Origin of the sequence: Nocardioides currus, assembly GCF_003057875.1 — a bacterium.
In the GTDB taxonomy this organism is placed as follows: Bacteria; Actinomycetota; Actinomycetes; order Propionibacteriales; family Nocardioidaceae; genus Nocardioides; species Nocardioides currus.
On record NZ_PYXZ01000002.1, the window covers coordinates 679,120 to 703,042 of the forward strand.

The window sequence follows — 23,923 nt, forward strand, 5'->3', positions numbered from 1 at the left end:
AGGCCTCATGAAGACACCCCTCGCGGCCGTTGCCGTCACAGCAGCCCTCGCCCTCACCCTGACCGGCTGCAGCAAAGCCGCCGCCCCGACCAGCTCGTCCGGTTCGAGCTCCTCGGATGCGGCCGAGGTCACGCCTGACGCCACGTCCCTCCCGCCGTGGCCCGCACCCGGCGACGTTCCCGCCCGGGTCGCCGCCGCCGGCCTCGACCTCGGCCCGATGGGCACCGCCGAGCACTACCACCCCCACCTGGCCATCACCGTCGGCGGAGAACCGGTCCCCGTCGCGCTCAACATCGGCGTCGACCCCGCCACCGGCGCGATGTCCGCGGTCCACACCCACGAGGGCGACGGCACCATCCACATCGAAGCCGACACCGTCGGCGAGAAGTTCACCCTCGGCCAGCTGTTCACCCAGTGGGGCGTCGCGCTCACGCCCACCCAGATCGGTGGAGCCCAGGCGAAGCCCGGGGAGAAGATGACGGTGACCAGCAACGGCACACCCGTGAGCGGCGACCCCGCCGACCTGCGGCTCGAACCGGACCAGCAGATCGAGCTGACCCTGCCATGACCGACACGTCACACCCGCAGACCTCACCCCCGGGACGTCCCTCCCGGCCGGCCCGCATCGCCCTCGTCGCGGTGCTCGTCGTAGCCGTCGTGCTCCTTGGGCTGTGGTTGGTCCGCACGACACCCTGGACCGCCGACGCCTCCGGTCGTGGCAGCGACCGCGGTATCGCGGGGCCGGGCCTCACTGTCTACCCGGCCGGTGACCGCGCCGCCGCGCCCCCGCTCGAGGGGCGCACCCTCGACGACAGCGACTTCAACCTCGACGACCTCTCGGGCCAGATCGTCGTCATCAACGTGTGGGGCTCGTGGTGCGGGCCGTGCCGCGCCGAAACGCCCGGTCTCGTCCGCATCGCCAACGCGACCGCCAGCCAAGGCGTCCAGTTCGTCGGTATCGACACGCGCGACAGCCTCGCCTCCGCCAGGGCGTTCGTGAAGAACTACGACGTGCCCTACCCGAGCGTGTTCGACCCCGCCGGCAAGGCGCTGTTGCCGTTCGGGTCCGTCATCCCCAGCGCCGCCATCCCTAGCAGCCTTGTCGTCGACCGCGACGGCAACGTCGCAGCCCGCGTCATCGGCGCCGTCGACGAAAGCACCCTCCGGGGCGTCCTCGACGACCTCCTCGCCGAAGACGACGACTCGACTTCGACCGGCGCCGACGATCCGGAAGGAGACGCGTCGTGAGCCCGCTGGCCACCAACCCGGGCGACCTCGTCACCTACGGCCCCATGCTCGTCGCCATCCCCATCGCGATGGCCGCCGGACTCGTGTCCTTCCTCAGCCCCTGCTGCCTCCCACTCGTACCCGGCTACCTCGCGTACGTCACCGGAACCAGCGGCGCAGACGCCTCCGTCCAGGCGGCCTCTGGCGCCGCGACTCGGACGGCGGGCACGTCCGACACCTTGACGCTGACACGGCCACGGCCCCGCTTGCTGCCCAGCCGCACCGTCACCGGAACCCTGCTCTTCGTCCTCGGGTTCGCCGCCGTGTTCACCAGCTACGGCGCGCTCTTCGGCACCGCCGGCGCGTTCCTCATCACCTACCAAGAGCCCATCACCCAGGTCCTCGGCGTCCTCACCATCGTCCTCGGCGTCGTCTTCACCGGTGCCCTGACCCGCGTACCGTTCCTCAACCGCACCGTCCGCCTCGACGCCAACCCCCGCGTCGGAGTCGCCGGCGCCCCCCTGCTCGGCGTCATGTTCGGCATCGGCTGGACCCCCTGCATGGGGCCGACTCTGGCCGCCGTACTCACCCTGTCCGTCACCGCGGGAGGCGCCGGCCGCGGAGCTGTGCTGTCCTTCGCCTACAGCCTGGGTCTCGGCATCCCGTTTCTCCTCGCTGCCCTCGGCGTCCAACGCGCGTTCCGCGTGTTCGCCTACGCGCGTCGGCATGCCCGCGCCGTCACTCGCATCGGGGGAGTACTCCTCATCATCGTCGGCGTCCTCCAGGTCACCGGAGCCTGGACGCTGCTAATGGCCCAGTTGCAGGGCTGGGTTGCGAACTGGCAGGTCCCCCTGTGAACACCACGCCGAGCCGTGCGCGACCGAACCCCCGAACCCGTCGCCGTCGCCTGGCGCGGCTGGGACTGGCCGCGGCCCTCACCCTCACCGCCGCCACGGCCTGCAGTTCCCGAGAAGCCAACCCTGGGAGCGGCAACGCTGTCACCAGCCGCGACACTGACGACTTCCACGGCACCCTCGTCGACCCGCCCCTCGCCCCCGCGCCCATCACGCTCCGCGACACCGACGGCAGCCCCTACCGGATGGACGAGCCGACCCCGAACACGGCCACGGCGATCTTCTTCGGCTTCACCAACTGCCACGACATCTGCCCGACCACCATGGCCGACCTCGCCGCCGCACGCAGGTCCCTACCCACTTCCGCAGCGAGCAAGGTCAACCTGGTCTTCGTCACCGTCGACCCCAAACGCGACACCCCGCCCGTTCTCCGCAGGTGGCTCGACCAGTTCGACCCCGACATCGTCGGACTGCGCGGACCCGTCAGGCGCGTACACCGTGCAGAGGACTCCCTGTACGCCTCCAACAGCAGCAAGTCCTCGCCGACACCCGAGGGAACCGACGCCGGCGCACACGAGCATCAGTCGACGGAGGAAGGGCACACCCACCCCGACGGCGACCCCGATGGGTACGCCGTGGACCACTCCAGCGTCGTCTACCTGTTCGGCCCCGACGGCAGCACCGTCATCTACACCGGCGGCGCCACCCCACCCGACTACGCCGCAGACCTGACGCGCCTTCTCTACCCCTGACCTCAGCCCCTCACCTCCAGTCGGCGCGAGCAGGCCGCGTCCGCCGCGGCAAGGCAGCCTCACAGGGGCCGAAAGACCCTACCCCCCGGGGGTATGCCCGCGCACCATGGAACAAGAGCAGAACCCACGAGGAGCCCGCCATGGATGCCACCGAAAGCACCCCCGACACAACCCGCCAAGCTGCGGCCGGAGCGCACGAGTGCCACCGCCCCGCCACCGACAGCTCCCTCCCTGCCGCCCGCGGCTACACCGGTCGACAGCACAACTACCTGAACCGGTTGCGCCGCATCGAGGGCCAGGTCCGCGGCGTGCAGAAGATGGTCGCCGACGACCGCTGGTGCCCCGACGTGGTCAACCAGCTCGCCGCCGTGACCCGGGCAACCGAAGAGGTCGCCGCGGCGCTTCTCGAAGACCACGTGCGCCACTGCGTCCTCGAAGCCGCCCGCGACTCCAGCGGAGCCGGACAGGCCCTGATGGACGAAGTCGCCGCCACCATCCGGCAGGTCATCCGCCTCTGAACCCACGCGCTCACCCACGAACCACCCGTCCACCACCCACGACAAGGAGCAGAACGATGAACACCAACATGACCCGCGGCCCGAACCTTGGGCTGTTCGCGGTCGCAGCCGCCATCGCCATCGTCGGCGCACTCTGGGTCGGCGTCCCCGCCGGCACCCTCGCCTTCGTCGGCATCGCCCTCATCTGCCCGCTGATGATGATGGTGATGATGGGCGGAATGATGGGGATGCACGGCGGCGGCAGCAATGACAGCAGCACGACGTCGCACGACCGCTCCGACGACCAGCACCCTCAGGACCGCTGAGGTCGTCATGACCGCCCAGGCCACACCCCGCCCCGCCGGCCACGCCGCATCTACGGCGGCTGGTCGGCCGCTGATGACCGCGTCCGGTGTCGAGAAGTCGTACCGGCGCGGCATCTGGCCGGCCCGTCACGCTCAGGCGGTCCTCAAAGGCGCGAACCTCGAGCTGCTCCCGGGTGAGGTCGTCGGTCTGGTCGGGGAGAACGGGTCGGGGAAGTCAACGCTGATGAAGGTCCTCGTCGGCGAGCTCGCCCCGGACGCAGGCACCGTGGAGCACGTCGGACGGCTCGGCTACTGCCCGCAGGAGCCGGTCGTGTACGAGCGCCTGACGTGCGATGAGCACTTCGAGCTGTTCGGGCACGCCTACCGGATGAACCCGGCCGACGAGCACACGTCGCGTCGCCGGCTCTACGAGACCCTCGGGTTCACCCGGTACGCCCGCACGCGCGCCGACCAGCTCTCCGGCGGCACCCTGTCCAAGCTCAACCTCGGGCTGGCGCTGCTCGCCGACCCCGAAGTGCTGCTCCTCGACGAGCCGTACGCCGGGTTCGACTTCGACACCTACCTGAGGTTCTGGGACCTCGTCGCCGAACGCCGGGCCGCGGGTCGCAGCGTGCTCATCATCAGCCACTTCGTCGTCGATGAACACCGCTTCGACCGCATCGTCCAGCTGCGCGACGGCACCACCCACGGCCGACCACCGCACGACCGTCCGCCTGAGTGAGCACCCGATGAGCACCGTCGACACCTCCGTTCGCGTCCCCATCGGTGGCGGACTGCTGGTGCGTCGCTTCCTCGTCGAGGCAGCCCGCAACCGGGTCACCCTCGGCCTGCTCGTCGTCGTCCCGGTCGTGTTCGTCGCCATCGTGGGCGGTGTCATCACCGATGCCGGCGAGCTCCTGGGCGGCCAGGGTGGACCTCAGGCCGAGACGACCACGGCCGGCTGGACGGCCGGGTTCGTTGCCGCGGTCGCGATGTACTTCCAGGTCCGCGCCGCCCGCGCTGCCGACCAGCGCCTCGTCCTGGCGGGACTACCCGCAGCACGGCTGGTCTTGGCACGCATGACGACCGGAGCCGCGCTCGCGGTGGTGGCGGCCACCACGTCCTACCTGACTCTCGTGGTCCGCGTCGGTGGGCTCGACCACCCCGTCCGGGTCGCCGCGGCCACCGTGATGTTCGCGGTCATCTACCTGGCGCTCGGCGCCCTCATCGGCGCCCTGGTGGCCAACCCGGTCAACGGCACGGTGCTCGTCCTGTTCGTCTGGCTCGTCGACGTCGTCTTCGGGCCCGCGTTCCGGCCCGCCGACACCCTCGTGTCCAAGGTCTTCCCGACCCACTACCTGAGCCTGTGGATGATGGACGAGCCGTCCGGTCACGCCGGCCGGCCCGGCGACCTTGGTTGGGCGCTCATCTGGACCCTCGTCGCCGTCGCACTCAGCTGGCTGGTCGTCGCGACCACCAGCCGGACCGCGCGGACCCGCGCCCGCACCAGCTCGGGCTCGGCCCTCGGCCAGCTCGCGGTCGGCACCCGGATGGGCCTGCGGGAAGTCGGCAGAAACCGGGTGCTCTGGGCGCTCCTGGTCGCTGTCCCGGGCTTGTTCGTCGCCCTTTCTGCCTTCACCACGCCCGAGGGCTACGAGACGATGATGGTCCGCGAAGCCGGCCGGACCGTGGCCGCGACGTTCTGGTTCCCCGACACCCATCCAGGTCTGATGGCGCCGATCTCGGTCGGAGCGCTGGCCGCCGTCGTGGGGCTGTTCACCGCTCTCGGGGCGCGCGCCGCGGACCGACGGCTCGCCCTCGCGGGGTTCCGCCCGGTCAGCCTGCTCACGTCCCGGCTCCTCGTCGTGGCCGTGCTGGCCGTCGTCGTCACCGCCGCCTCGCTGACGGTCACCGCGCTGTTCTTCGAGCCCGGTCAGTGGGGCCCGTACGTGCTGGCCAACCTGCTCATCGCGTTCACGTACGCCCTCGTCGGCGTCCTGGTCGGCTGGCTTTTCGGCCGCGTCGGCGGCGTGCTCGTCGCGTTCCTTCTCCCGTTCCTCGACCTCGCCATCGAGCAGAGCCCGATGCTCAACCCCGACCTCTCCACCCTCGCGCACCTGCTACCGGGGTACGGAGCCAGCAGGGTCCTCTACGACGCAGCCCTGACCAGCAGCTTCGACGAGACCGCCTCTCTCCTCTTCGCGCTGGGCTGGCTCGCGGTGCTTGCCGGTCTCGTCGCCGGCCTGCTGCAGCGACTTGCCCGCACCTCGCGTCGGCCGCGCCGGTCTGGGGGCGGCCGCCCGCGCCTTCGCCGTCACCGCAGGCGTCAGAGTCGGCTGGAGCCGCCCCTTCCCCTGACCTAGAGCGTCACGGGAAGCGCGTACTTGTCTGCCCCACCGTCCTACGAGGCGGTGTGTTGGCACCGGGATGGGGAGACGCGAGGGCACCTTCTCGGGCGAGGCATGGGTTCGAGGCGTCGCGCACCCCGCTCACGGCGCCGCTGATCTGCGCGGCACCAGGCCGCTGCCCTGCGACCACGAATGTCCACGCCGAACACCAGCGCCGACCATCCTGGGCGGGCGCGGTGAGGCTGTTGGGCGTGTCGACCTCACAGACCGAAGGCGCCGCCCTCGACCAAGATGACGAGACCGAGCAGGATCAGGACGAGAGGGAACAAGATGTGCTCCCAGCGCTCGAGCGCCGCTGCCACCGGCTTGCGAGTGGCCACGAACCTGGCCGCCGCGACCAGAACGACAACCAACCCCAAGAACACGACGCAGAAGGCCGCCACGGCCCCGGTGCCGACGGCGAGGAACACCGGCACGTACACCCCGATGTTGTCCCCGCCGTTCGCAAACGTGACGGCCGCCACGAGGAGGACGCTCAACGGCTTGTCCGCCACCTCATCTTCGTCGTCGCCGCGACGCCACGTGCGCCAGGCCGCGTAGAGGCCCAGCAGCAGTGGGATGAGGCCGAAGTACGGGATGGCGGAGTCTGGAAGGAACAAACCCGCACCGAAGGTCACGACTACCGAGGCCAGCAGGATGCCACCGAACCCGAGGTACTGCCCGGCAAGGATGCGCGTCGTCGTACCTCGACGACCGGCGCCACGAGCAAAGAAGAGCGACAACACGATGATGTCGTCGACGTTGGTGGCGAAGAACAGGCCAGCCGCCTGCAGGATGGAGGTCACGTTCACGGCGTTCCTTCGGGTGCGACGTTCGTCGTCGCGGGTTCGATCGGGGTGGATGCCTGACTGGGCCGGAGTGCGGCCGAGCACGTGCTTGTCCCCACGCGGGGAGCTGGCGCAGTCACAGGCCGGCTGGTCAGGGCGGTCGGTGCCGGGGCGGCGAGCTCGCGGCGCGCCCTAGAGAGTCCTGGATGTGTCCGCGGTGCGGTCGGTGCGAGTGTGCGCCAGCGCAAGCACGAGGAAGCCGGTGACCAGGAAGGTGTCGGCGAGGTTGAATGTCGGCCACCAGCCGGTGTGGAGGTAGTCGGTGACCACGCCGTCGCGAGCCCGGTCGACCACGTTCGCGACAGCGCCACCAATGACCGCGCCGGCGGCGACACGTTCCACCCACCCCGCGCGCGGAGCCTGGTGCCACGCGTAAGCGGTGAGGATCAACGCGATGACCAAGGTGATGGTCACGATGACCCCGACCGGGAGCCGGTTGCCCAGGCTGAACGCCACACCCGAGTTGTACGCCAGCTGGAGCTGCAGCAGTCCCAAGTCCACAGACGTGCCGGGCAGGCGTGCTTCGGAGACGGCCTTGGCTGCCAGATCGGCCGCGGTGCCTACGACCGCCACGAGCAGGACCGCGAGACGCCCGGTACCCCTCACGGCGCCAACGGCGCCAAGAGCGCCGCTCGATCCGTTCGAGCCACCGGCGTCGCGGCTCACCGGGCCTCGACCCCCGCGCGCTCCGCCGCAAGCATGGCTGCCGACGCGGGTGCCGGAGGAAGGGGACGGACCCGCCCGGCGCGCACACCGTTGCCGATGACGAAGATCTCCGCCACCTCGTGGACCAGCACCACCGCAGCCAGCCCGAGCACCCCGAACGCGGCGAGCGGGATGAGGACTGCGATGAGGGCGATCGACAAGCCGACGTTCTGCAGCATGATGGACCGGGCCCTCCGTGCGTGCGACAACGTGTGCGGCAGATGGCGCAGGTCCTCACCCATGAGGGCCACGTCAGCAGTCTCGATGGCCACGTCGCTGCCCATCGCTCCCATCGCAATGCCGACATCAGCTGTGGCCAAGGCCGGTGCGTCGTTGACGCCGTCGCCGACCATTGCGGTCGGCCGGTCCTCACGGAGCCGGTGAACGATGGTCGACTTGTCCTCCGGCCGAAGGTCTGCGTACACCTCGGTGATACCGGCCCGGGCGGCCAGCGCGGCGGCAGTCCGCTCGTTGTCGCCGGTCAGCATCGCCACCTGGTAGCCGCCGGCCTGTAGCCGGGCGACCACCTCTGCCGCCTCGGCACGCAGGTCATCACGAACCGCCACTGCCCCGATGACGACCCCGTCATACTCGATCAGCACCGCGGTGGCGCCGGACTCCTGCATCTGGGCCACCGGTGCGGCTAGATCGCCAGCCGAAATCCATCCAGGTCGACCAAGCCGAGCCGGCCGCCCGTCAACGGTTCCGGTCAGCCCCGCACCCGTCACCGCCTCGACCCCGACGGCGTCGCGATGGTCCGCGACCGCGGCCAAGATGGCGCGAGCCAACGGGTGCTCGCTGCGCGCCTCCAAGGCGGCCGCGATGTCGAGGACGTGCTCACGCGTCTGCCCTGCCGCAGTGGCCACCTCGACCACCGCCGGTTCATTGCGAGTCAGGGTGCCCGTCTTGTCCAAAGCAACGGCCCGGATCCGCCCGAGCGCCTCCAACGCGGCGCCACCCTTGACCAGCGCGCCGATCCGGCTACTGGCACCGATGGCAGCGACCACCGTGACCGGGACGGAGATGGCGAGCGCACACGGGGAAGCGGCGACCAGGACGACCAGGGCTCGCTCGACCCACGTAGCCGGGTCGCCCAGCAGGCTGCCCGTGACCGCGATGACAGCGGCCAGGACCATGATGCCGGGCACCAGCGGCTTGGCGATGCGGTCGGCCAGCCGCTGCGCGTCGCCCTTGCGGGACTGCTCGGCCTCGACGATGTTCACGATGCGAGCCAGGGAGTTGTCCTCGGCGGTGGTGGTGACCTCGACCTCGAGGACACCGGTGCCGTTGATGGAACCGGCGTAGACAGTGTCGCCGGGCCCGGCCTCGACCGGGACGGATTCCCCGGTGAGAGCCGAGACGTCCAACGCCGTACGACCGGAACGGATGACGCCGTCGGTCGCGACGCGCTCGCCGGGGCGGACCAGGAGCACGTCCCTGACCGCCAGCTCTTCAGGCGCCACCGTGACCTGAGCTCCGTCACGCAGCACCGTTGCCTCGGCTGGAACCAGGGACAGCAGCGCGCGGAGACCACGCCGCGTGCGAGCCACGGCGTACTCCTCCAAGCCCTCACTGATGGAGTACAGGAACGCCAACGTCGCGGCCTCCGCGACCTCGCCCAAGACGACCGCACCGACGGCGGCAATCGTCATCAGCGTGCCGACGCCGATCTTGCCCTTGCCCAGCCGCCGCAGCGTGTTCGGCACGAACGTCCACGCACCCAACACCAGTGCGACCGCGTTCAAGCCGACGACGACGGACCCAGCAGCGTCGTTCAGCCCAGCGATGAACCCGGCGACCAGGAACACACCAGAGGCCGCGGCGAACCGCAGCTCGCTGACCTCCCAGAGCCGCTCAGGCTCATGCTCCTCGGACTCGCCGGACTCGGTTTCGGGCTCGTCGCGGCCGCAGCCGCACGCATCAGTCACGGTGCTTCTTCCTTCGTCGTGGTCGTCGAGGTCGTCGAGGTGGGCGTGACTTCGACGCCCTCGGAGGGTGGCGCGGCGCGCATGGAGCTCGTGATGCCGTAGTTCGGGCAGATCTCCACCGCCTCGCCGGTCAGGGCAAGGAGCTGCTCGGCCGCACTCAGCAACTCCATCAGCTCCGGATGGGCGATGGAGTAGAACATCTGCCTGCCCTCGGCGCGCCCGCGGACCAGGCCGCAATCACGCAGGCAGGCCAAGTGCCCCGACACGGTGCCCTGAGGCATCCCCAGCGCCACAGTCAGGTCGACCACGCGCCGTTCACCGTCAGCGAGCTCACGCACGATGGCGAGCCGATTTCGCTCCGCGAGGCCATGGAACAAGGACGCCCCACGCGTCAACGCCAGATCTGCGGTAACAGTTGTCAGCGGCATCCGCCGATGATAGCGCTCGTTGTGGACAGCCGTCACCTGCAGGCCGATCGATTCACACGGTCCACAGGAAGCACAGTCCTCGTGATCCGGCTGGGGTCGCTACGGGGTGCTTGCTTCCGAAGTGCGAAATGGGCAGCTAGGCGGGTTCGGACAACGCAGCCAGGCGGCGCCGGAACTCATCCTCGTCGATTTCTCCAGCTGCGAACCGTCGCCGCAGGATGAGGGCCGCCTCCGATGAACCGGCATGCGCGGTGGGGGACAGGTCAGGACCACCGCGGCCAAGAACGCGTCCGGGACTGCGCAGCATCACCACGAGCAGCGTGACTGCAAGGCCGACGAGCACCACGAGCAACACGATCAGCGCAAACCACCCGACGCCGTACCCGTCGTGCATCCTGTCGTAGTCGTCCCACATCGCACTCACCTCACTCATGGCCTTTTCGCCTCACCGCTACTTCATCAGGCGTAGGGCCTCTTGCGCCTGTGCCGGATGGGTCCCGCTCGTGGGGTCGAAAGGCCCCACTTCGGCAGCGAACCGGCACACGCTGGACGACCCTCAACCAAGGCCTTGCATCTTGTACCCGGGTACAGGCTTACCGTGGGCTCATGGACCAAGACACCAGCGGCGACGCCCCCGGCACCCGGTTGGCATGGGCCGACGTCGAGGCATGCACCCTCCCGACCGCCGATCGGCCCCTACGCGTCGCTGAGTTCGACGACCTGTTCACCACGTCGCTGCGCTCGATCGACCAGTCCAGCGACACTCACGCGCACCTGGTGTTGACCGGCGACCATGAGCTCGCGCACCGCGCCCGTCGGCTCTCCGAAGCCGAGACCGCCTGCTGCTCGTTCTTCACCTTCACCATCAGCGAGCCCCAACCGGGCCACGTGAGCCTCGACATCGACGTCCCGCCCGCACACGCAGACGTACTCACCGCGCTTCTCGACCGCGCCCGCGCCGCCTTGGCCGCAGCATCATGAGCGGCCTCATCGCCGCCCAGGAAGCCGGGGGAGCGGTCGCCGACGCGGCAGGGATGCGCCGCGGCCAGGTCGCAGCCGCCGCCGGCCTCAACATCGAGACGCTGCGCTACTACGAGCGCCGCGGTCTCCTCGCCGCCCCCGACCGCAGCCCGGGAGGACACCGGCTCTACCCACCCGAGACCGTCACCGTCCTCAGGGTCATCAAGGCCGCCCAACGCCTCGGATTCACCCTCGACGAGATCTCCGACCTGCTCGAGCTCGGCCGCCACCGCCACGGACGGCGTATCGACGCCGGACTCCAGCAACGCGCGAACGTCAAGCTCGTCGAGGTCGAGGAACGCATCGCCGACCTCACCGCCATCCGCGAAAACCTCACCGCCGCACTCGACGCCGGCTGCGACGACCTCCTGGCGTGCGCGTCATCGCAGTGCTGCCCCATCCCGTTCGAGGCCATCACCCTCCACCCCGACAGCCAGCACGCACCCGCGACGAACACCCCGACGAGCTCGAGGATGCCGCGATGACCGAGACGCCCGAGGCCGACACCACAGGCGACCGGCCCGGCAACCGTCACCTCATCGGCGGCGCAGCAGCCGCATGTGCCGTGTGCTGCGCAGCCCCCATCGTCGGATTTCTTGGCGTGGCCGGCTTCGCCGCGACAGCGGTCACCCTCGCGTTCGCTGGCGTCGTGTTCGCCCTCGTCGTTGGCCTCCTCGCCGTCGCCGCCGTGCTCACCCGCCGTGCACGCGCGCGCCGCATGTCCTGCGCGCCAGCCGACCCAACCGCCAGCGGCCCTGAGCTCGTCGAGCTCGGACCGACGCGCGCCGCTGACGGCACCTGACCTCTAGCTCGAAGAGCTCCAGGCTCGGCCACAGCGCGGCCGTCGCCACGAGGCCGCAGCCTGGTTGGGAGACTGCACGCATGACCGTCGCCAAGTCTCTGCTCCTGTTCGCCCTCGCAGCCGTCGCCGAAATCGGCGGCGCCTGGCTCGTGTGGCAGGGCGTCCGCGAACACCGCGGCTGGGTGTGGGTCGGCGCGGGCGTCATCGCACTCGGCCTGTACGGCTTCGTCGCCACGCTCCAGCCCGACGCGAACTTCGGTCGCATCCTCGCCGCCTACGGCGGCGTGTTCGTCGCCGGTTCCCTCGCGTGGGGGATGGTAGTGGACGGCTTCCGACCCGACCGCTACGACGTCGTCGGAGCGCTCGTGTGCTTGGTTGGCGTCGCGGTCATCATGTACGCGCCCCGACCCGCCTGACCGGTTCGCAGGACCCAAGGCAGCGCCGGATCTACCGGCGGCTGCCAGCGGCGCCGTACTCGACCTCACCTCGGGTTTCGGGCTCTGCGAGCTTGTGACGCCACGGGAACACCCAACGGAACAGGCTCAAGCCCGGACGACGACACCAGCAGCCCCTTGGGCATCCGCAGCACCGCGCACCCAGCGCCTCGGCAACGCGCGAACCTGCGGCCACCGCGACGTACGCCCCGAGCACGGCCAGCAGACCCTTCTTCACGACAACGCCTCGACGAGCTGCTCGACCTCTGGTGAGCCCCTCAGGCCAGCTGCCGTGGGGTACATCCGGCACGACAGTCCCACCTGTTCGCCACCCACGGCGAACGGGTCCCGTCCGTCGACGCGGATGCTCGGTGAGCCGATGAACCCCAGCTCGTCAGCCTCCTCGGGCGTCTCAACGCGCCGTCGGTGCACGGGGACCTCACCTCGGCCCGCGAGAGCGAGCGCCTCGAGGAGGCGCTGGTCGGCGACCTGCCAGCTCGGGCATCCGTCGAAGTACAACAGCTCGACCTGCACGTGGTCCTCCTCGGGCGACTCGTCGAGACGACCCGCGGTGTGTCTCGCAGTTCTACTGTGCCACCTCGTGTTCATGTCGACACCCCACGCCGACGAGAGCGCGTGGCTCCCGCTCTCGACGCGCCCTCACGCGAGAGACTGCCTCATGGGCACGCAGGAGCCGCAGGACCGGGCGAGCATCCATGCCGAGCTGGAGCGGGTGCGCACCGACCTGCACCAGCTCGTCTCTCGCGCCACCGTGGACGACCTGCGCCGACGCACGAACGGAACTCGGTGGACGAACGGTCAGATGCTGTGGCACATGGCGTTCGGGTACCTGCTCGTCCGTCGGCTGCTTCCGCTGGTGCGACTTCTCGGGCGGTTGCCGGAACCGCTCAGCCGCACGTTCGCCGCCGTCTTGAACGCGGGCACGCGGCCCTTCCATCACGTCAACTACGCGGGTGCTGTCGGCGGCGCCCTGGTGTTCCACGGTCCCCGGCTGACCCGGCAGCTCGACCGCACCATCGACCGGCTTCATCAACGCCTGGATGCCGAGTCCGACGCGGCGCTGGCCCGTGGGATGCACTTCCCTGTCGACTGGGACCCGTTCTTCCAGGAGACGATGAAGCTCGAGCAGGTCTACCGCTACGCGACTCTGCACTACGACTTCCACCGCGCGCAGCTCACGATCGAGTAGAGCTTGCCTCTCCTCACTGGCAGGGGAAGGACCTGGACAGGTGGAGCGGGTGCGTCAGGCGTGACGCCAGACCTTCACGGCCGAGAACAGCAGAAGGGCCGCGAGCATCGGGACCAGCACCGCCTCGGGCACGACGCCCAGCAGAAGGCCGCCCAGGACGGACCCCGTCACCGACCCGGCAGCCATGACGACGACGAAGCGCTGGTTCTCCCCGAGCACGCTGAACGCCTGGTGGCGGCTGTAGCGCAGGAAGGCCACCAGCATCGTCGGGAGCGAGACGAGCAGCGACAACGACCCGGCGAGCTTGGTGTCGGTGGCGTACAGCAGGACGAACGTCGGGATGAGGAGCTCGCCGCCGGCGACGCCCATCAACGCCGCCACCAGCCCGATGCCGAACCCGAGGACGACGCCACCCACCAGTTGCACGCCGATCGGGAGGTTGGCGGTCGGCAGGGTCCCGACCCGCTCGGCGGTGAAGACGAGGGCGATGAGGACCAGCAGCACGGCCAGCACGCGGTAGAGGGTCGCCGTGGCCATCCGGGTCGCCCAGGACGCGCCAACCCACGCGCCCACCAGGCTGCCAGCGAGCAGGTTCACGACCGCGGGCCACTCGGCCGCTACCTCGGCGAGGGGGACGGCGGTGAGCCGCGACGGGATGGCGGCCACGACCACGACCAGGCTCATCGCCTTGTTGACGATGACCGCGGACAGCGCGGCGAACCCGAACACGCCGAGCAGGAGTGGCAGCCGGAACTCCGCTCCGCCCAGGCCGACCAGGCCGCCGAGCAGCCCGACCAGGGCACCGCCGGCGAAGGCCACCGGGGTCGACCTCGACCATGACCGCGATGCCGGACCGGGAGCGTGGACGTCGGTCACGACCGGCACTCTAGGCCGGGCGAGACCCCAGCGTGCCTCAGGCGAGGACCGAGGGCGGCAGCTCGATGTCCGGGACGAGCTCGACGAGGAGCGTCCGGACGCGGCTGTCGACGTCGGCGATGATGCCGCGCACCGTCTCCTGGTCCTGGCCGCCCGGGTCGGCGACGGGCCAGTCGACGTACTTCACGCCGGGCACGTAGGGGCACTCCTCGCCGCAGCCGAGGGTGATGGCCATGACGGACGCCTCGATGGTCTCGCGGGTGAGCTTGGTCGGCACCTCGGCCGACGTGTCCAGGCCGAGCTTCTGCAGCGCGTCCGCGACCTCAGGGTGGATGTGCTCGCCGGGTTGGGTGCCGGCCGACAGCGCGACGACGCGTCCGCCGGCGTAGTGCTCGGTCAGCACGCGGGAGATGACCGAGCGGCCACCGTTGCGGATGCAAGCGAACACGACCTGAGGCACGTCGGTGGTGGTCTCTGGGGTCGTGGGGGTGGCGGTGCTCATCGGGTGCTCCTGGTGTCGGCTGTTTCGGGAGGGGACGGGTGGGTGGTGGCGTGGGGGACGACGACGTCGTCGGCGACCGAGGCGATGTCGGGGAACAGGTAGCGGACCAGCGCGAGGCCGAGGAGGCCGCCGACGACCTGGGCGGCGATGAACCCGGGTACGGAGGAGGGGTCGATGCCGGCGAACGTGTCGGAGAACATTCGGCCGACCGTGACGGCCGGGTTCGCGAAGGAGGTGGACGAGGTGAACCAGTAGGCCGCGCCGATGTAGGCGCCGACCGCCGGTGCTGCCAGGGCGCCGCGGCCGGTGCGGGCGAGCGCGAAGATGAGCGCGACCAAGCCCGCGGTGGCGACGACCTCGGCGACGAGCAGGTTCGAGCCGGTGCGGTCCTTGCCGGACAGCTCGGCGATGTCGATGTCGAACATGACGTTCGCCAGCACCGCGCCGACGATGGCGCCCAGGGTCTGCGCGATCGCGTAGGCACCGACGTCCCCGCCGGTGAGGCCGGTGCCGGCCTTGCGGCCGAGGAGCCAGTCGGCGGCAGACACGACGGGGTTGAAGTGGGCCCCGGAGACGGGGCCGAACAGCAGGATCAGGATGGTGAGCCCGAAGACGGTCGCGGTCGAGTTCTCCAGCAGCTGGAGGCCGACGTCGTTCGGGGAGAGCTGCTCGGCGGCGATGCCGGATCCGACGACGACCGCGACCAGCACGGCGGTGCCGAGGAACTCGGCGACCAGCCGGCGGTGCATGGGAACGGGCAGGGGCGCACTACTCACGCGCGGTCTCCGGTCTGTACGGGGGTGAGGCCGAGCTCGGACATCAGGGTCAGGACCCGGCGTTCGACCTCGTCGCGGATGGGCCGGACATCGACGAGCGTCTCGCCGGCCGGGTCGGCGATGTCCCAGTCCTCGTAACGCTTGCCGGGAAACACCGGGCAGGCGTCGCCGCAGCCCATCGAAATCACGACGTCGGCGGCGCGGACGACCTCGTCGGTCCACGGCTTGGGGAACTCGGAGGTGATGTCGATGCCGCGCTCGGCCATCGCCTCGACGGCGGCGGGGTTCACCTCGATGCCCGGCTCGGAGCCGCCGGACCAAGCGATGGCGTTCTCGCCGGCGTGGTGGTTGAAGAACCCGAGCGCCATCTGCGAGCGTCCGGCGTTGTGCGTGCAGAGGAACAGCACGGTCGGGGCGCCCGTGTGTGCCAGCCCCTCAACCTTCGCCAGCGCGTGGAGGCGCTGGCGGGCCCACCGCTCGGCGAGCAGCGGCAAGAACCGGGTCACCGACGCCCGGTCCGCGAACTGGTCGAACGACGACTCGATGAACCGGCCGATGGTCTCGGGACCGTAGATGCCCTTGAACTCCTCGCCCAGGCGGTTCGCGGCCGTCCTCACGGCGAGCTGCTGGTCGAGCGTGAGCCAGTCCGGCTTCTCCATCCGGTTGGAGCCCGGTGCGGGGTGCTGTTCCGTGGTCATGGGGTCTCCTACGAGGCGGTGGCGCTGGTCTGAGGGGCGAGGCGGGGGGCAAGGTCGGCGACGCGACCGGCGATGTCTTCGTAGGCGGCATCGAACGCCGTGCCGGTCCCGGCCGCGACCGGGTCAGGCACCGACCAGTGACTGATCCCCGCGAGGCGAGGCCCAGTGCTCTCATCTGGGTCGGTCGGGCCGAGCTCCTCGTGCGCCGCGTCGCACACGGTGACGACGTAGTCGCCATCACGCAGCAGGCCCTCCAAGGACTGGGGTCGTTCCTGGACGAGCTTCAGTCCGTGCCGCCGAGCCGCCGCGATGGCGCCGGGCGCGATGGCGGTGCCGGGGTGGGTTCCGCCCGAAGCGACCGGGATGGCGCTGGACTGCTGCCACAGCGCTGCGGCGAGCTGGGAGCGTGCCGAGTTCGCCGTGCACACGAACACCACCCGCTGTGCCGTTCCGCCCTGAGCTGGGACCGCCGCGGGCAGCAAACCGTCGAGACCGTCTCGGTGCAGCCGAAGGTACGTGCGCCGCTTGTCCGCATGCGACCGGTGGCGAGACACGATGCCAGCCTCCTCCAGGACCTTGAGGTGGTGGGCCAGGAGGTTCGATGGCAGGTGGAGCTGAGCGCGCAGCTCGCCGGGGGAAGCGTCACCCTCGCCGAGAAGGTCGACGATGCGCAGACGAGCCGGATCGGCCAGGGCGGACAAGCCCGCCAGACGTAGGTCGAAGTCCATCACCCGTCCTGTCGCTCAACTGTTGTTGAGTCAATCTTGGCTGACCGAATCTGCGCGCGCAAGTCCAAGTCCGAAACTGGAGGACTACCGGCCGGTGAGCTCGCGTGCGACGGCCCGGGCAGAAGGTCCGACCCCCGCCAGCGTCGCCGACGCCGGACCGGTCCAATCCCCGTAACCGACCAGGTGCAGCCGCGGCTCCTCGAGCGACTGTGTACTGGAAGCGCCTCCCACGGGGATGTGACCGCCACGGGTGCGAAGTCCCAGCGGGCGCAGGTGACGCAGCGCGGGCCGGAAACCGGTGCACCAGATGACGGCATCGCACGCCAGCGTTGTGCCGTCGGCCCAAGCGACTCCGTCGGCGGTGAGCCGGGTGAACTTCGGCTGCGCGTGCAGGACACCGCGCTCCCGGGCGTCCTTCACGCTGGCGACCATCACGATGTCACCCAGCCCGGCCACGCCAGCGTGTTCGCGGCCCTGCTCGAGCGCCTCGATGCGAGCCCGTGCGGTAGCAAACAGGACCCGACCATCGACGTCATCGGGCAGGAAGCGGGGCGGCCGGGTCGTGACCCACGTCGTCTCAGCAACCGTTGAGACCTCCGCGAGGATCTGCGCCGCGGAGTTCCCGCCGCCCACGACGACGACTCGCTGCCCGGCGAACTCCCCAGGGGCCCGATAGCCGCTCGCATGCAGCTGCCGTCCCCTGAAAGCGCGCATCCCGGGGTACGTCGGCCAGAACGGCCTGTCCCACGTTCCCGTCGCCGAAACGACCGCACGAGCCGATAGGGCGAGCCCGTCAGCTTCAACGAGAAGTGGACCGCCTGGGTCGTCGTCGACCCGACACACCGACTCGACCCGATACGGCCGCGACACCTTCAGGTCGTACCGCTCCTCGTAGCGCGTCAGGTACTCCACCACGTGGTCGCGCGGCGGGAATCCTCGGGTCGCGTCGTCCCAGGGCGGCATCATCCAGCCCGGCAACGACGAGTACCCGGCCGGTGAGAACAGCCGCAACCCGTCCCACATGCGTCGCCACGCCCCGCCCGGTCGGTCTGCCGCGTCCAGGACGACGAGCTCGCTGCCGGGAACGAGCCCGGCACGCCTCAGGTAGAACGCGGTAGCCAGACCAGCCTGGCCTCCGCCGATGACCACGACGTCGACGTCGAGCTCCTGCCTTGCTTCGGAGTACCTAGAGGGGACTGGGGCCGCTTGCTCGTCGCTCACCGGCTACTCCTTCCTGGTTTACGGCTACGACATCACACTGCTGAGATGCAGTTGGCTGCGCCCAGTCAGGCGGGTCTCAGCGAAACGCGCAACCTGCGTCGACCCCGATGCGGCGGAACACCGCGGCGGCAGGACAGATGCCGGTGACGGAGGACTGGAGGAGGTTGGCGCCGACGAAGCCGGTGAGGAGGAGCCACCACGGCGACACGACGGCCGCGAGAAGGGCGCTGATGAGGGTCATGGTGCCAGCGAGGGCGAGCACGGCGCGGTCGAGGTTCATGGGTGCGCTTGTCCGTTCGGGGTGAGGGGTGGGTGGGGAAACGCAACGCCGGGGGTGTGCGTTCCCCACCCGGTCAGGGGTCAGCGGCCGAAGAGCCGCGAGAGGAAGCCACTACTGCTTCCGGCTTTGTCAGCGTTGGCCGCAGCCTTCTCGGCGGCGGTGTGCTGCCCGTTGCACCACTGGTTGCTGGGGACCGTCGCCTTCACGTCGGCGATGTGTTGGCCGCATCCGGCCCAAGTGGTCTTGCGGCAGGTCTTGCAGGTGGTCGGTCGGCACATGGTGTGACTCCGTTCTGGTCGAGCAGTTGGTGGGTGGTGGGCGGGGTGGGTCAGCCGTGGGAGAAGGTGATGTTGGGCAGGACTCGGGTGAGCCAGCGGGGGGCCCACCAGGCTGCGTTGCCGGTGAGGCGGAGCATCACGGGAAGCAGGACGAGGCGGACGAGGAACGCGTCGAGGAGAACAGCGACGCCGAGGACGATGCCCATTTCCTTCGGGGGCAGCGGTCCGGAGAGCGCGAAGGTGAAGAACACCGCGACCATGACGGCGCCGGCGGCGAAGATGACGCGCCCGGAGTGGGCCAGCGAGCCGACCATGGCCTCCCTGGGGTCCCCGGACTTCTCGTAGTGCTCCTTGGCGGACGCGAGGAGGAAGACGGTGTAGTCCATGGCGATGGCGAAGATCATCGCGAAGAAGAACACCGGCGCCCAGGCGTCGAGGAAGCCTTGATGCTCGAAGCCCATGAGGTCGGCGCCGACGCCTTCCTGGAAGACGAGGCGCGCGACGCCGAACGCGGCGGCGGTCGAGAGCAGGCTGGCGAGCGTGCCGAGCAGGGAGATGAGGGGGGCCTGCAACGCGATGAGGAGGAGCAGGAACCCGAGGGCGAGGACGACGCCGATGACGAGCGGGGTGGAGTCGTCGAGCTGGGTCTTGAGGTCGAGGTTCTCGACCGCGGCCCCGCCGACGAGGGCGGAGTCGGGCAGGTCGGCGCGGAGCCGGTCGACGGTGTTGGCGAGCTCGGGGTAGGACGGGTCGACGGTGGGGACGGCCTGGATGAGCACTCGGTCGCTGGCGTCGGCGGCCGGCTGGGCGGGCATGGCGCCGGCGATGCCGGGGTCGCTGGCGAGGGCCTTGGCGGTGGCGTCGGCGTCGGCGGCGTCGGTGATGACCTGGAGGGTGCCGGGGGCTCCGTCGCCGAAGGCGTCCTTGACTTGGTTGTAGCCGATGCGGGCGCTGGCGTCGTCGGGGAGGACCTGGATGGACGGCATGGCGGTCTTCAGGCCCAGGACGGGTGCGGCGAGCGCGAGGAGCACGACGAGGGACGCGAGGCCGAACACGATGGGGCGCTTCCAGAGGCGCTCACCCCAGGCGGCGAACTTCGCGGAGCGGTGCTCACCGGTGTGGACCCACTTCAGTGCGCCCTTGTTGATGCGGCCGTCGAGCTTGAACAGCACGGGCGGCAGCAGCGTGAGGGTGGCCAGGAGGACGAAGACGACGGCGAGCATGATGCCGCCGGCCATGGACCGGAATGCGGGTGAGGGCACGAGCATGACGGCGGTCAGGGAGACGAGGACGGTGGCGCCGGAGAGGAGGACGGCCTTGCCGGCGGTGTCCATGGTCTCCGCGATGGCCTGGCGTGGGGTTTCGTGGTGGCCCATGCGGGCGGCCCGGAACCGGACGACGAGGAACAGCGCGTAGTCGATGCCGAGCGCGAGGGCGAACATCATGGCGAAGTTCATCGCCCAGATGGACACCGGGATGAGCTCGTTGATCAGCACCAGCGAACCGGCAGAAGCAACCAGGCCGGCCAGGGTCAGGATGAGCGGCAGCCCGGCGGCGACGAGGGCACCGAACGCGAGCACAAGGATGGCCAGCGTGACCGGCCACGAGAACATCTCGGACTTCAGCATGGCGTCGAGGTTGGCTTCGTTGAAGTCCGACCACAGCAGCGAGGCACCGGTCGGGTTGACCTCGACACCGTCACCGGCGAGGGCCTTGAGCTCGCCCTTGAGGTCGTCGGCGACGCGGACCATCTCGTTCGGGTCCGCACCGGCTCCGGCAAGGAGCACGGCTGTCTGATCGTCCTGGCTCAGCGTGGCGCCGGGCTGGGGGGCGATGACGTCGGCGATGCGGGGTTCGGCCTCGAGGATGCGGGTGGCTTCGTCGATGACGTCAGCGCCGGTGCCCTTGGTGACGGGCCCGTCGGTTGAGTGGATGACGACCTGGATGGCGGAGCTGGCGTTGCCGCCGAAGGACTTGGTGGCGAGCTCGCGTACGGCGACGGACTCGGAGCCGTCGGCCTGCCACCCGGCGCCGGAGAGGTTGGCTTCGACCTTGGGGGCGAAGGCGCCGAGGCCGATGACGAGGAGCAGCCACACGAGGGCGGTGGCCTTGCGGTGGTGGGTGACCCACAGGCCGAGACGGCCGAGCGGGCCGGGGCGGTAGCCGATGCCGTACGGGTCCGCATGGGAGGGGCCGTGGGGCGGGGTGTGGGCGTGGCGGCGGGTGGCCGTCGACGTCATGAGCGGAACTCGTTTCTGTGTCGGGGGTGCGAGGTCGGACGGGGGTCAGGTGAGGGCTGGGACGGCCGTCGCGGCGGTGTACGCAGCGACGAGGAGGACCAGGCCGGTGAAGGCGGTCGAGATCCGGGCGGTGTCGGTGCGCGCGGCGACGCGCGCGCCTGCGATGGAGCCGGCGACGGCAGTGACGGTGAGGGCGGCGACTAGCCACCAGTCGGGTGCGATGCCAGTGCCGGCACGGGTGGCGAGGGCCGCGGTGCTGGTGATGGTGATGACTACCAGCGAGGTCCCCGCGGCGTAGCCCATCGGCAGCGCGAGGGCGAGGACGAGGGCGGGGACGACGAGGAACCCACCGCCGACGCCGAGGAACCCGGTGAGCAGCCCGACGGTGGTGGCGGTGACGAGCACCTTGAGGGCTCGCGGGCACTGGCACATGAAGGTGGGGCTGAACGTGATGATGGGCTCGTCGAGCCGCGGCCGGTCAGCGTGCGCTCCGGCGGACCTACCGCGGCGGCTGCGCAGCTGCCGGGCGGTCATCAGGCCGGCCACGACCAGCATCAGGGCGGAGAACGCAGCCAGCAGCACCGGCTCGGGCACGGCCGCGGACGCATGCGCCCCGAGGACCGCGCCGCCGATGGCGACCGCGCCGAACGTGACACCGCGCGCGAGGAGGACGTTCCCTGCTCGGTGGGCGGTCACAGCGCCCGCCAGAGAGGTGACGCCCACGACGACCAGGGACCCGGTGGTGGCCTGCGTCGCGGACTGCCCGAGCGCGAGGAGCACGGGGACCGCGAGGATGGACCCGCCGCCGCCGAGCGCTCCCAGGCTGAGCCCGATGAACGCGCCGGCGACGACGGCGGCCAGGAGTGCGAAGATCACGTCGGTGACCCTGCGTCGGACCCTGCGTCGGGTCCCACCAGGTGGAGTCCGGCCTGCTCTGCGTTGTCGAAGCTGTCGTCCACCGCGACGAGGTTCCGCCCAGCGGCCGAGAGAAACGACGCCGCGACCGAGGCTCGGTAGCCGCCTGCGCAGTGGACCCACACCTCTCCGGCCGGAACGTCGGCCAGACGCTGGGGGAGCTCGTGGATAGGCACGTTGACGGCGCCGGCGATCCGCGCGCCCTCGTACTCATCCGCGCGGCGGACGTCGAGGATGACGACCTCGCGGTGGTGGCGCACCTGTGCCAGGTCGGCGAACGTGGCAGTCGGGAACGAACTCAGCTCACGGTCGGACCAGTTCTCGGGCTTCCCGGTGGCGTGCGCGGCGGGGCGGTCGATGCCGATGCGGACCAGTTCACGCTGTGCCTCGGCGACGTCGTCGGGTGTCTCGCCGAGGAGGGTGACGGGGGTGCCCCACGGGATGAGCCAGCCGAGGTAGGTGACGAACCCGCCGTCGAGGCCGAAGTTCAGCGACCCGGGCGCGTGACCGGCAGCGAACGCGGTGCGGTTGCGGAGGTCCACGACCCACTCGCCGGCCTCGATGCGGCGACGCAGCTCGTCTGCGTCGGCCTTCGCGGGCGGGGACAGATCGGGCGCGGACGGGCCGGCAGCGTTGGCTGGCGCCATGTGGGCGTAGTACGCCGGGTACGGGCCGAGGCCGGCCAGCAGCTCGTCGACGTACGTCTGCTCATCCTGCGTCAGGACGGGATTGGCGGTCTTCTCCCGGCCGATGGTCGAGGAGGTGGCATCCGACTGGGTGGCGGAGCAGAACGACCCGAACCCGTGGGTCGGGAGCACCTCGGCGTCGTCGGGGAGGAGGTCTGCGAGCTTGTGCGCTGAGGCGTGTTGGTGGTGGACCAGGTCCTGGGTGTGCTCGGCGCCGAGGAGGTCCGGTCGGCCGGTGGCTCCGAAGAGCAGGGACCCGCCGGTGAACACGGCCAGCTGCTTGCCGGTGGGTTCATCGTGGGCGAGGTCGGTCAACGCGTAGGAGAGGTGGGTGAACGTGTGGCCGGGGGTTGCCAGCGCCGTGAGGCGCATACGTCCACCCACCTCGATGACGTCTCCGTCCGCTACGGGGGTACGGGAGAAGGAGACGTCGTCCTCGCCGTTGACGAGGTACTGGGCACCGGTGGCCTGCGCGAGCGCGTAGCCGCCGGTGAGGAAATCGTTGTGCAGGTGGCTTTCCGCGACGTGGGTGAGCCGCACGTTGTGCTCGTCGAGAAGCGCCGTGACGCGGTCGAAGTCACGGGGCGCATCCACTACGAACGCGACCTCGCCGTCGTGGACCAGGTAGCCGCGGTTGCCGAGGGTGGGGGTCTCGATGGTGAGGATGGTCAGGTCCGAGGCCGGGTCCGAGGTGATGTCAGTAGTCACGGGTTCTCCTTCGACGAGCGGTGCGGTTGCCTGTGCGGGCGGCGGGTTCGCGGTGGGGGTGTGGGTCGGGGCGGGGCGGGCCCTACAGGCCGACGCCGACGGCTCGGCCGGACGCGACCCAGGCCTGGGTGCCTCCGGTGACGGAGTAGGCGTCGAGTCCGTTGGCGCGCAGCAGGTCCGTCATGGCGCTCGAGCGGTTCCCGCTGGCGCAGATGACGTAGACGGGTGCGGTCTTGTCGAGCTCGGTCATGCGGGCCGTGAGGTGTCCCATCGGGATGAGCACGGCGCCGGGCACGTGCACCTGGGCGTACTCGCCGCGTTCGCGAACGTCCACGAGGGCGGCGCCGCTGTCGAGGGCTGCGGCGAGCTGGTCGACGTCGACCTCAGGTGTCTGGTTGGTCATGGCGGTCGTCCTTCCGTGGTGCTCTCGGGTGATACCCGGTGGGGTATCGACACGAGGAACATACACACACCCCCGGGGGTATCCAAAACCACGGTCGCACAGCACCATCGAGGCTCGCCGGCGGCCCGCCCATGGCCTGCTGCATGGGCCGGCCTGACGCTCGGGAAGTGGGGGCGACGCCGCGCGTGATGGCGTTCACGGCTGCTGCGGGCATA

General features: G+C 70.3%; 31 protein-coding genes. 13 read left to right on the forward strand and 18 right to left on the reverse strand.

What is annotated here, in order from left to right; genetic code table 11:
* Positions 1 to 7 precede the first annotated feature (7 nt).
* The 8 genes from C7S10_RS08370 (at position 8) to C7S10_RS08405 (ending at position 5,998) form a co-directional block, all read left to right on the forward strand.
* On the forward strand, positions 8 to 568 hold the full coding sequence (locus tag C7S10_RS08370) for a hypothetical protein (RefSeq protein ID WP_108343921.1): 561 nt from the start codon (positions 8 to 10) through the stop codon (positions 566 to 568).
* On the forward strand, positions 565 to 1,248 hold the full coding sequence (locus C7S10_RS08375; protein ID WP_108343922.1) for a TlpA family protein disulfide reductase: 684 nt from the start codon (positions 565 to 567) through the stop codon (positions 1,246 to 1,248). Before C7S10_RS08370 ends, C7S10_RS08375 begins: the two co-directional genes overlap by 4 nt.
* A gap of 44 nt (positions 1,249 to 1,292) precedes the next feature.
* Positions 1,293 to 2,084, forward strand: a complete 792-nt coding sequence (locus C7S10_RS08380) for a cytochrome c biogenesis CcdA family protein (RefSeq protein ID WP_108344057.1) — start codon at positions 1,293 to 1,295, stop codon at positions 2,082 to 2,084.
* Complete coding sequence (locus C7S10_RS08385) at positions 2,081 to 2,833, forward strand: SCO family protein (protein WP_279303161.1); 753 nt, start codon at positions 2,081 to 2,083, stop codon at positions 2,831 to 2,833. The genes C7S10_RS08380 and C7S10_RS08385 overlap by 4 nt, the downstream gene beginning before the upstream one ends.
* A gap of 140 nt (positions 2,834 to 2,973) precedes the next feature.
* On the forward strand, positions 2,974 to 3,351 hold the full coding sequence (locus C7S10_RS08390; protein WP_108343923.1) for a metal-sensitive transcriptional regulator: 378 nt from the start codon (positions 2,974 to 2,976) through the stop codon (positions 3,349 to 3,351).
* A gap of 56 nt (positions 3,352 to 3,407) precedes the next feature.
* Positions 3,408 to 3,656, forward strand: coding sequence for a DUF2933 domain-containing protein (locus C7S10_RS08395; RefSeq protein WP_207769284.1), 249 nt, complete (start codon positions 3,408 to 3,410; stop codon positions 3,654 to 3,656).
* A gap of 73 nt (positions 3,657 to 3,729) precedes the next feature.
* Entirely contained in the window at positions 3,730 to 4,377 is a 648-nt protein-coding gene (locus tag C7S10_RS08400) for an ATP-binding cassette domain-containing protein (RefSeq protein ID WP_243395267.1), read from the forward strand.
* Between the two features lie 7 nt (positions 4,378 to 4,384).
* Positions 4,385 to 5,998 carry an ABC transporter permease gene (locus tag C7S10_RS08405; protein WP_207769285.1) on the forward strand — a complete coding sequence of 538 codons (1,614 nt, stop codon included), beginning with the start codon at positions 4,385 to 4,387 and terminating at the stop codon, positions 5,996 to 5,998.
* A gap of 245 nt (positions 5,999 to 6,243) precedes the next feature.
* On the opposite strand, the gene C7S10_RS08410 is transcribed toward C7S10_RS08405, so the two are convergent.
* From C7S10_RS08410 to C7S10_RS08430, 5 genes are all read right to left on the reverse strand, one after another.
* Positions 6,244 to 6,834: a cadmium resistance transporter gene (locus tag C7S10_RS08410; protein WP_108343925.1), complete on the reverse strand. Its 591-nt coding sequence runs from the start codon at positions 6,832 to 6,834 to the stop codon at positions 6,244 to 6,246.
* Between the two features lie 168 nt (positions 6,835 to 7,002).
* Positions 7,003 to 7,536 (reverse strand): signal peptidase II, encoded by a 534-nt coding sequence (lspA, locus tag C7S10_RS08415; protein WP_243395268.1) that lies wholly within the window; start codon positions 7,534 to 7,536, stop codon positions 7,003 to 7,005.
* Positions 7,533 to 9,503, reverse strand: a complete 1,971-nt coding sequence (locus C7S10_RS08420; protein ID WP_108343927.1) for a heavy metal translocating P-type ATPase — start codon at positions 9,501 to 9,503, stop codon at positions 7,533 to 7,535. The genes lspA and C7S10_RS08420 overlap by 4 nt, the downstream gene beginning before the upstream one ends.
* Positions 9,500 to 9,931, reverse strand: a complete 432-nt coding sequence (locus C7S10_RS08425) for an ArsR/SmtB family transcription factor (protein WP_207769286.1) — start codon at positions 9,929 to 9,931, stop codon at positions 9,500 to 9,502. Before C7S10_RS08425 ends, C7S10_RS08420 begins: the two co-directional genes overlap by 4 nt.
* A gap of 136 nt (positions 9,932 to 10,067) precedes the next feature.
* The gene (locus tag C7S10_RS08430) at positions 10,068 to 10,346 is read right to left on the reverse strand and encodes an SHOCT domain-containing protein (RefSeq protein WP_108344061.1); all 279 of its coding nucleotides are present in this window, start codon (positions 10,344 to 10,346) and stop codon (positions 10,068 to 10,070) included.
* 191 nt (positions 10,347 to 10,537) lie between these two features.
* Between C7S10_RS08430 and C7S10_RS08435 the strand changes: the two genes are divergently transcribed.
* The 4 genes from C7S10_RS08435 (at position 10,538) to C7S10_RS08450 (ending at position 12,169) form a co-directional block, all read left to right on the forward strand.
* A complete protein-coding gene (locus tag C7S10_RS08435) occupies positions 10,538 to 10,912 on the forward strand; it encodes a hypothetical protein (RefSeq protein ID WP_108343928.1) in 375 nt (124 codons plus the stop codon).
* Positions 10,909 to 11,436 (forward strand): MerR family transcriptional regulator, encoded by a 528-nt coding sequence (locus C7S10_RS08440; RefSeq protein ID WP_243395269.1) that lies wholly within the window; start codon positions 10,909 to 10,911, stop codon positions 11,434 to 11,436. The genes C7S10_RS08435 and C7S10_RS08440 overlap by 4 nt, the downstream gene beginning before the upstream one ends.
* Positions 11,433 to 11,753 carry a hypothetical protein gene (locus C7S10_RS08445; protein WP_207769287.1) on the forward strand — a complete coding sequence of 107 codons (321 nt, stop codon included), beginning with the start codon at positions 11,433 to 11,435 and terminating at the stop codon, positions 11,751 to 11,753. Before C7S10_RS08440 ends, C7S10_RS08445 begins: the two co-directional genes overlap by 4 nt.
* Positions 11,754 to 11,833: 80 nt before the next feature.
* Positions 11,834 to 12,169: a YnfA family protein gene (locus C7S10_RS08450; protein WP_108343929.1), complete on the forward strand. Its 336-nt coding sequence runs from the start codon at positions 11,834 to 11,836 to the stop codon at positions 12,167 to 12,169.
* Between the two features lie 252 nt (positions 12,170 to 12,421).
* Here the strand turns inward: C7S10_RS08450 and C7S10_RS08455 are convergent, their stop codons facing one another.
* Entirely contained in the window at positions 12,422 to 12,721 is a 300-nt protein-coding gene (locus tag C7S10_RS08455) for a DF family (seleno)protein (protein WP_108343930.1), read from the reverse strand.
* 145 nt (positions 12,722 to 12,866) lie between these two features.
* Here C7S10_RS08455 and C7S10_RS08460 point away from each other — a divergent pair, with 145 nt between their 5' ends.
* Positions 12,867 to 13,397, forward strand: coding sequence for a DinB family protein (locus C7S10_RS08460; RefSeq protein WP_108344063.1), 531 nt, complete (start codon positions 12,867 to 12,869; stop codon positions 13,395 to 13,397).
* A 54-nt stretch (positions 13,398 to 13,451) separates the two neighbouring features.
* Here C7S10_RS08460 and C7S10_RS08465 read toward each other — a convergent pair whose 3' ends face one another.
* The 12 genes from C7S10_RS08465 to C7S10_RS08520 form a co-directional block, all read right to left on the reverse strand.
* A complete protein-coding gene (locus tag C7S10_RS08465; protein WP_108344064.1) occupies positions 13,452 to 14,273 on the reverse strand; it encodes a sulfite exporter TauE/SafE family protein in 822 nt (273 codons plus the stop codon).
* Positions 14,274 to 14,310: 37 nt separating this feature from the next.
* On the reverse strand, positions 14,311 to 14,775 hold the full coding sequence (locus C7S10_RS08470; protein ID WP_108343931.1) for an arsenate-mycothiol transferase ArsC: 465 nt from the start codon (positions 14,773 to 14,775) through the stop codon (positions 14,311 to 14,313).
* A complete protein-coding gene (locus C7S10_RS08475; protein WP_243395270.1) occupies positions 14,772 to 15,551 on the reverse strand; it encodes an MIP/aquaporin family protein in 780 nt (259 codons plus the stop codon). Before C7S10_RS08475 ends, C7S10_RS08470 begins: the two co-directional genes overlap by 4 nt.
* The gene (locus C7S10_RS08480) at positions 15,548 to 16,249 is read right to left on the reverse strand and encodes an arsenate reductase ArsC (protein ID WP_243395271.1); all 702 of its coding nucleotides are present in this window, start codon (positions 16,247 to 16,249) and stop codon (positions 15,548 to 15,550) included. The genes C7S10_RS08475 and C7S10_RS08480 overlap by 4 nt, the downstream gene beginning before the upstream one ends.
* Positions 16,250 to 16,257: 8 nt before the next feature.
* Positions 16,258 to 16,977 (reverse strand): arsenate reductase/protein-tyrosine-phosphatase family protein, encoded by a 720-nt coding sequence (locus tag C7S10_RS08485; RefSeq protein ID WP_108343934.1) that lies wholly within the window; start codon positions 16,975 to 16,977, stop codon positions 16,258 to 16,260.
* An 84-nt stretch (positions 16,978 to 17,061) separates the two neighbouring features.
* Complete coding sequence (locus C7S10_RS08490) at positions 17,062 to 18,198, reverse strand: ArsO family NAD(P)H-dependent flavin-containing monooxygenase (protein WP_243395272.1); 1,137 nt, start codon at positions 18,196 to 18,198, stop codon at positions 17,062 to 17,064.
* Positions 18,199 to 18,274: 76 nt separating this feature from the next.
* Positions 18,275 to 18,478, reverse strand: a complete 204-nt coding sequence (locus C7S10_RS08495; RefSeq protein WP_108343935.1) for a YgaP family membrane protein — start codon at positions 18,476 to 18,478, stop codon at positions 18,275 to 18,277.
* 80 nt (positions 18,479 to 18,558) lie between these two features.
* Entirely contained in the window at positions 18,559 to 18,756 is a 198-nt protein-coding gene (locus C7S10_RS22745) for a hypothetical protein (RefSeq protein ID WP_108343936.1), read from the reverse strand.
* 50 nt (positions 18,757 to 18,806) lie between these two features.
* Positions 18,807 to 20,996 (reverse strand): MMPL family transporter, encoded by a 2,190-nt coding sequence (locus C7S10_RS08505; protein WP_108343937.1) that lies wholly within the window; start codon positions 20,994 to 20,996, stop codon positions 18,807 to 18,809.
* Positions 20,997 to 21,041: 45 nt separating this feature from the next.
* Positions 21,042 to 21,872 carry a sulfite exporter TauE/SafE family protein gene (locus C7S10_RS08510; RefSeq protein ID WP_243395273.1) on the reverse strand — a complete coding sequence of 277 codons (831 nt, stop codon included), beginning with the start codon at positions 21,870 to 21,872 and terminating at the stop codon, positions 21,042 to 21,044.
* Positions 21,869 to 23,305 (reverse strand): MBL fold metallo-hydrolase, encoded by a 1,437-nt coding sequence (locus C7S10_RS08515; protein WP_207769288.1) that lies wholly within the window; start codon positions 23,303 to 23,305, stop codon positions 21,869 to 21,871. Before C7S10_RS08515 ends, C7S10_RS08510 begins: the two co-directional genes overlap by 4 nt.
* Before the next feature lie 82 nt (positions 23,306 to 23,387).
* Positions 23,388 to 23,708 (reverse strand): rhodanese-like domain-containing protein, encoded by a 321-nt coding sequence (locus C7S10_RS08520; protein ID WP_108343938.1) that lies wholly within the window; start codon positions 23,706 to 23,708, stop codon positions 23,388 to 23,390.
* Between the last annotated feature and the right edge of the window lie 215 nt (positions 23,709 to 23,923).

Coding starts and splice junctions, on each gene's coding strand:
- C7S10_RS08370 (WP_108343921.1), top strand. CDS start 8: ATGAAGACACCCCTCGCGGCCGTTGCCGTCACAGCAGCCCTCGCCCTC.
- C7S10_RS08375 (WP_108343922.1), top strand. CDS start 565: ATGACCGACACGTCACACCCGCAGACCTCACCCCCGGGACGTCCCTCC.
- C7S10_RS08380 (WP_108344057.1), top strand. CDS start 1,293: ATGCTCGTCGCCATCCCCATCGCGATGGCCGCCGGACTCGTGTCCTTC.
- C7S10_RS08390 (WP_108343923.1), top strand. CDS start 2,974: ATGGATGCCACCGAAAGCACCCCCGACACAACCCGCCAAGCTGCGGCC.
- C7S10_RS08395 (WP_207769284.1), top strand. CDS start 3,408: ATGAACACCAACATGACCCGCGGCCCGAACCTTGGGCTGTTCGCGGTC.
- C7S10_RS08400 (WP_243395267.1), top strand. CDS start 3,730: ATGACCGCGTCCGGTGTCGAGAAGTCGTACCGGCGCGGCATCTGGCCG.
- C7S10_RS08405 (WP_207769285.1), top strand. CDS start 4,385: ATGAGCACCGTCGACACCTCCGTTCGCGTCCCCATCGGTGGCGGACTG.
- C7S10_RS08425 (WP_207769286.1), bottom strand. CDS start 9,931: ATGCCGCTGACAACTGTTACCGCAGATCTGGCGTTGACGCGTGGGGCG.
- C7S10_RS08430 (WP_108344061.1), bottom strand. CDS start 10,346: ATGTGGGACGACTACGACAGGATGCACGACGGGTACGGCGTCGGGTGG.
- C7S10_RS08435 (WP_108343928.1), top strand. CDS start 10,538: ATGGACCAAGACACCAGCGGCGACGCCCCCGGCACCCGGTTGGCATGG.
- C7S10_RS08440 (WP_243395269.1), top strand. CDS start 10,909: ATGAGCGGCCTCATCGCCGCCCAGGAAGCCGGGGGAGCGGTCGCCGAC.
- C7S10_RS08445 (WP_207769287.1), top strand. CDS start 11,433: ATGACCGAGACGCCCGAGGCCGACACCACAGGCGACCGGCCCGGCAAC.
- C7S10_RS08450 (WP_108343929.1), top strand. CDS start 11,834: ATGACCGTCGCCAAGTCTCTGCTCCTGTTCGCCCTCGCAGCCGTCGCC.
- C7S10_RS08460 (WP_108344063.1), top strand. CDS start 12,867: ATGGGCACGCAGGAGCCGCAGGACCGGGCGAGCATCCATGCCGAGCTG.
- C7S10_RS08470 (WP_108343931.1), bottom strand. CDS start 14,775: ATGAGCACCGCCACCCCCACGACCCCAGAGACCACCACCGACGTGCCT.
- C7S10_RS08480 (WP_243395271.1), bottom strand. CDS start 16,249: ATGACCACGGAACAGCACCCCGCACCGGGCTCCAACCGGATGGAGAAG.
- C7S10_RS08485 (WP_108343934.1), bottom strand. CDS start 16,977: ATGGACTTCGACCTACGTCTGGCGGGCTTGTCCGCCCTGGCCGATCCG.
- C7S10_RS08495 (WP_108343935.1), bottom strand. CDS start 18,478: ATGAACCTCGACCGCGCCGTGCTCGCCCTCGCTGGCACCATGACCCTC.
- C7S10_RS22745 (WP_108343936.1), bottom strand. CDS start 18,756: ATGTGCCGACCGACCACCTGCAAGACCTGCCGCAAGACCACTTGGGCC.
- C7S10_RS08505 (WP_108343937.1), bottom strand. CDS start 20,996: ATGACGTCGACGGCCACCCGCCGCCACGCCCACACCCCGCCCCACGGC.
- C7S10_RS08520 (WP_108343938.1), bottom strand. CDS start 23,708: ATGACCAACCAGACACCTGAGGTCGACGTCGACCAGCTCGCCGCAGCC.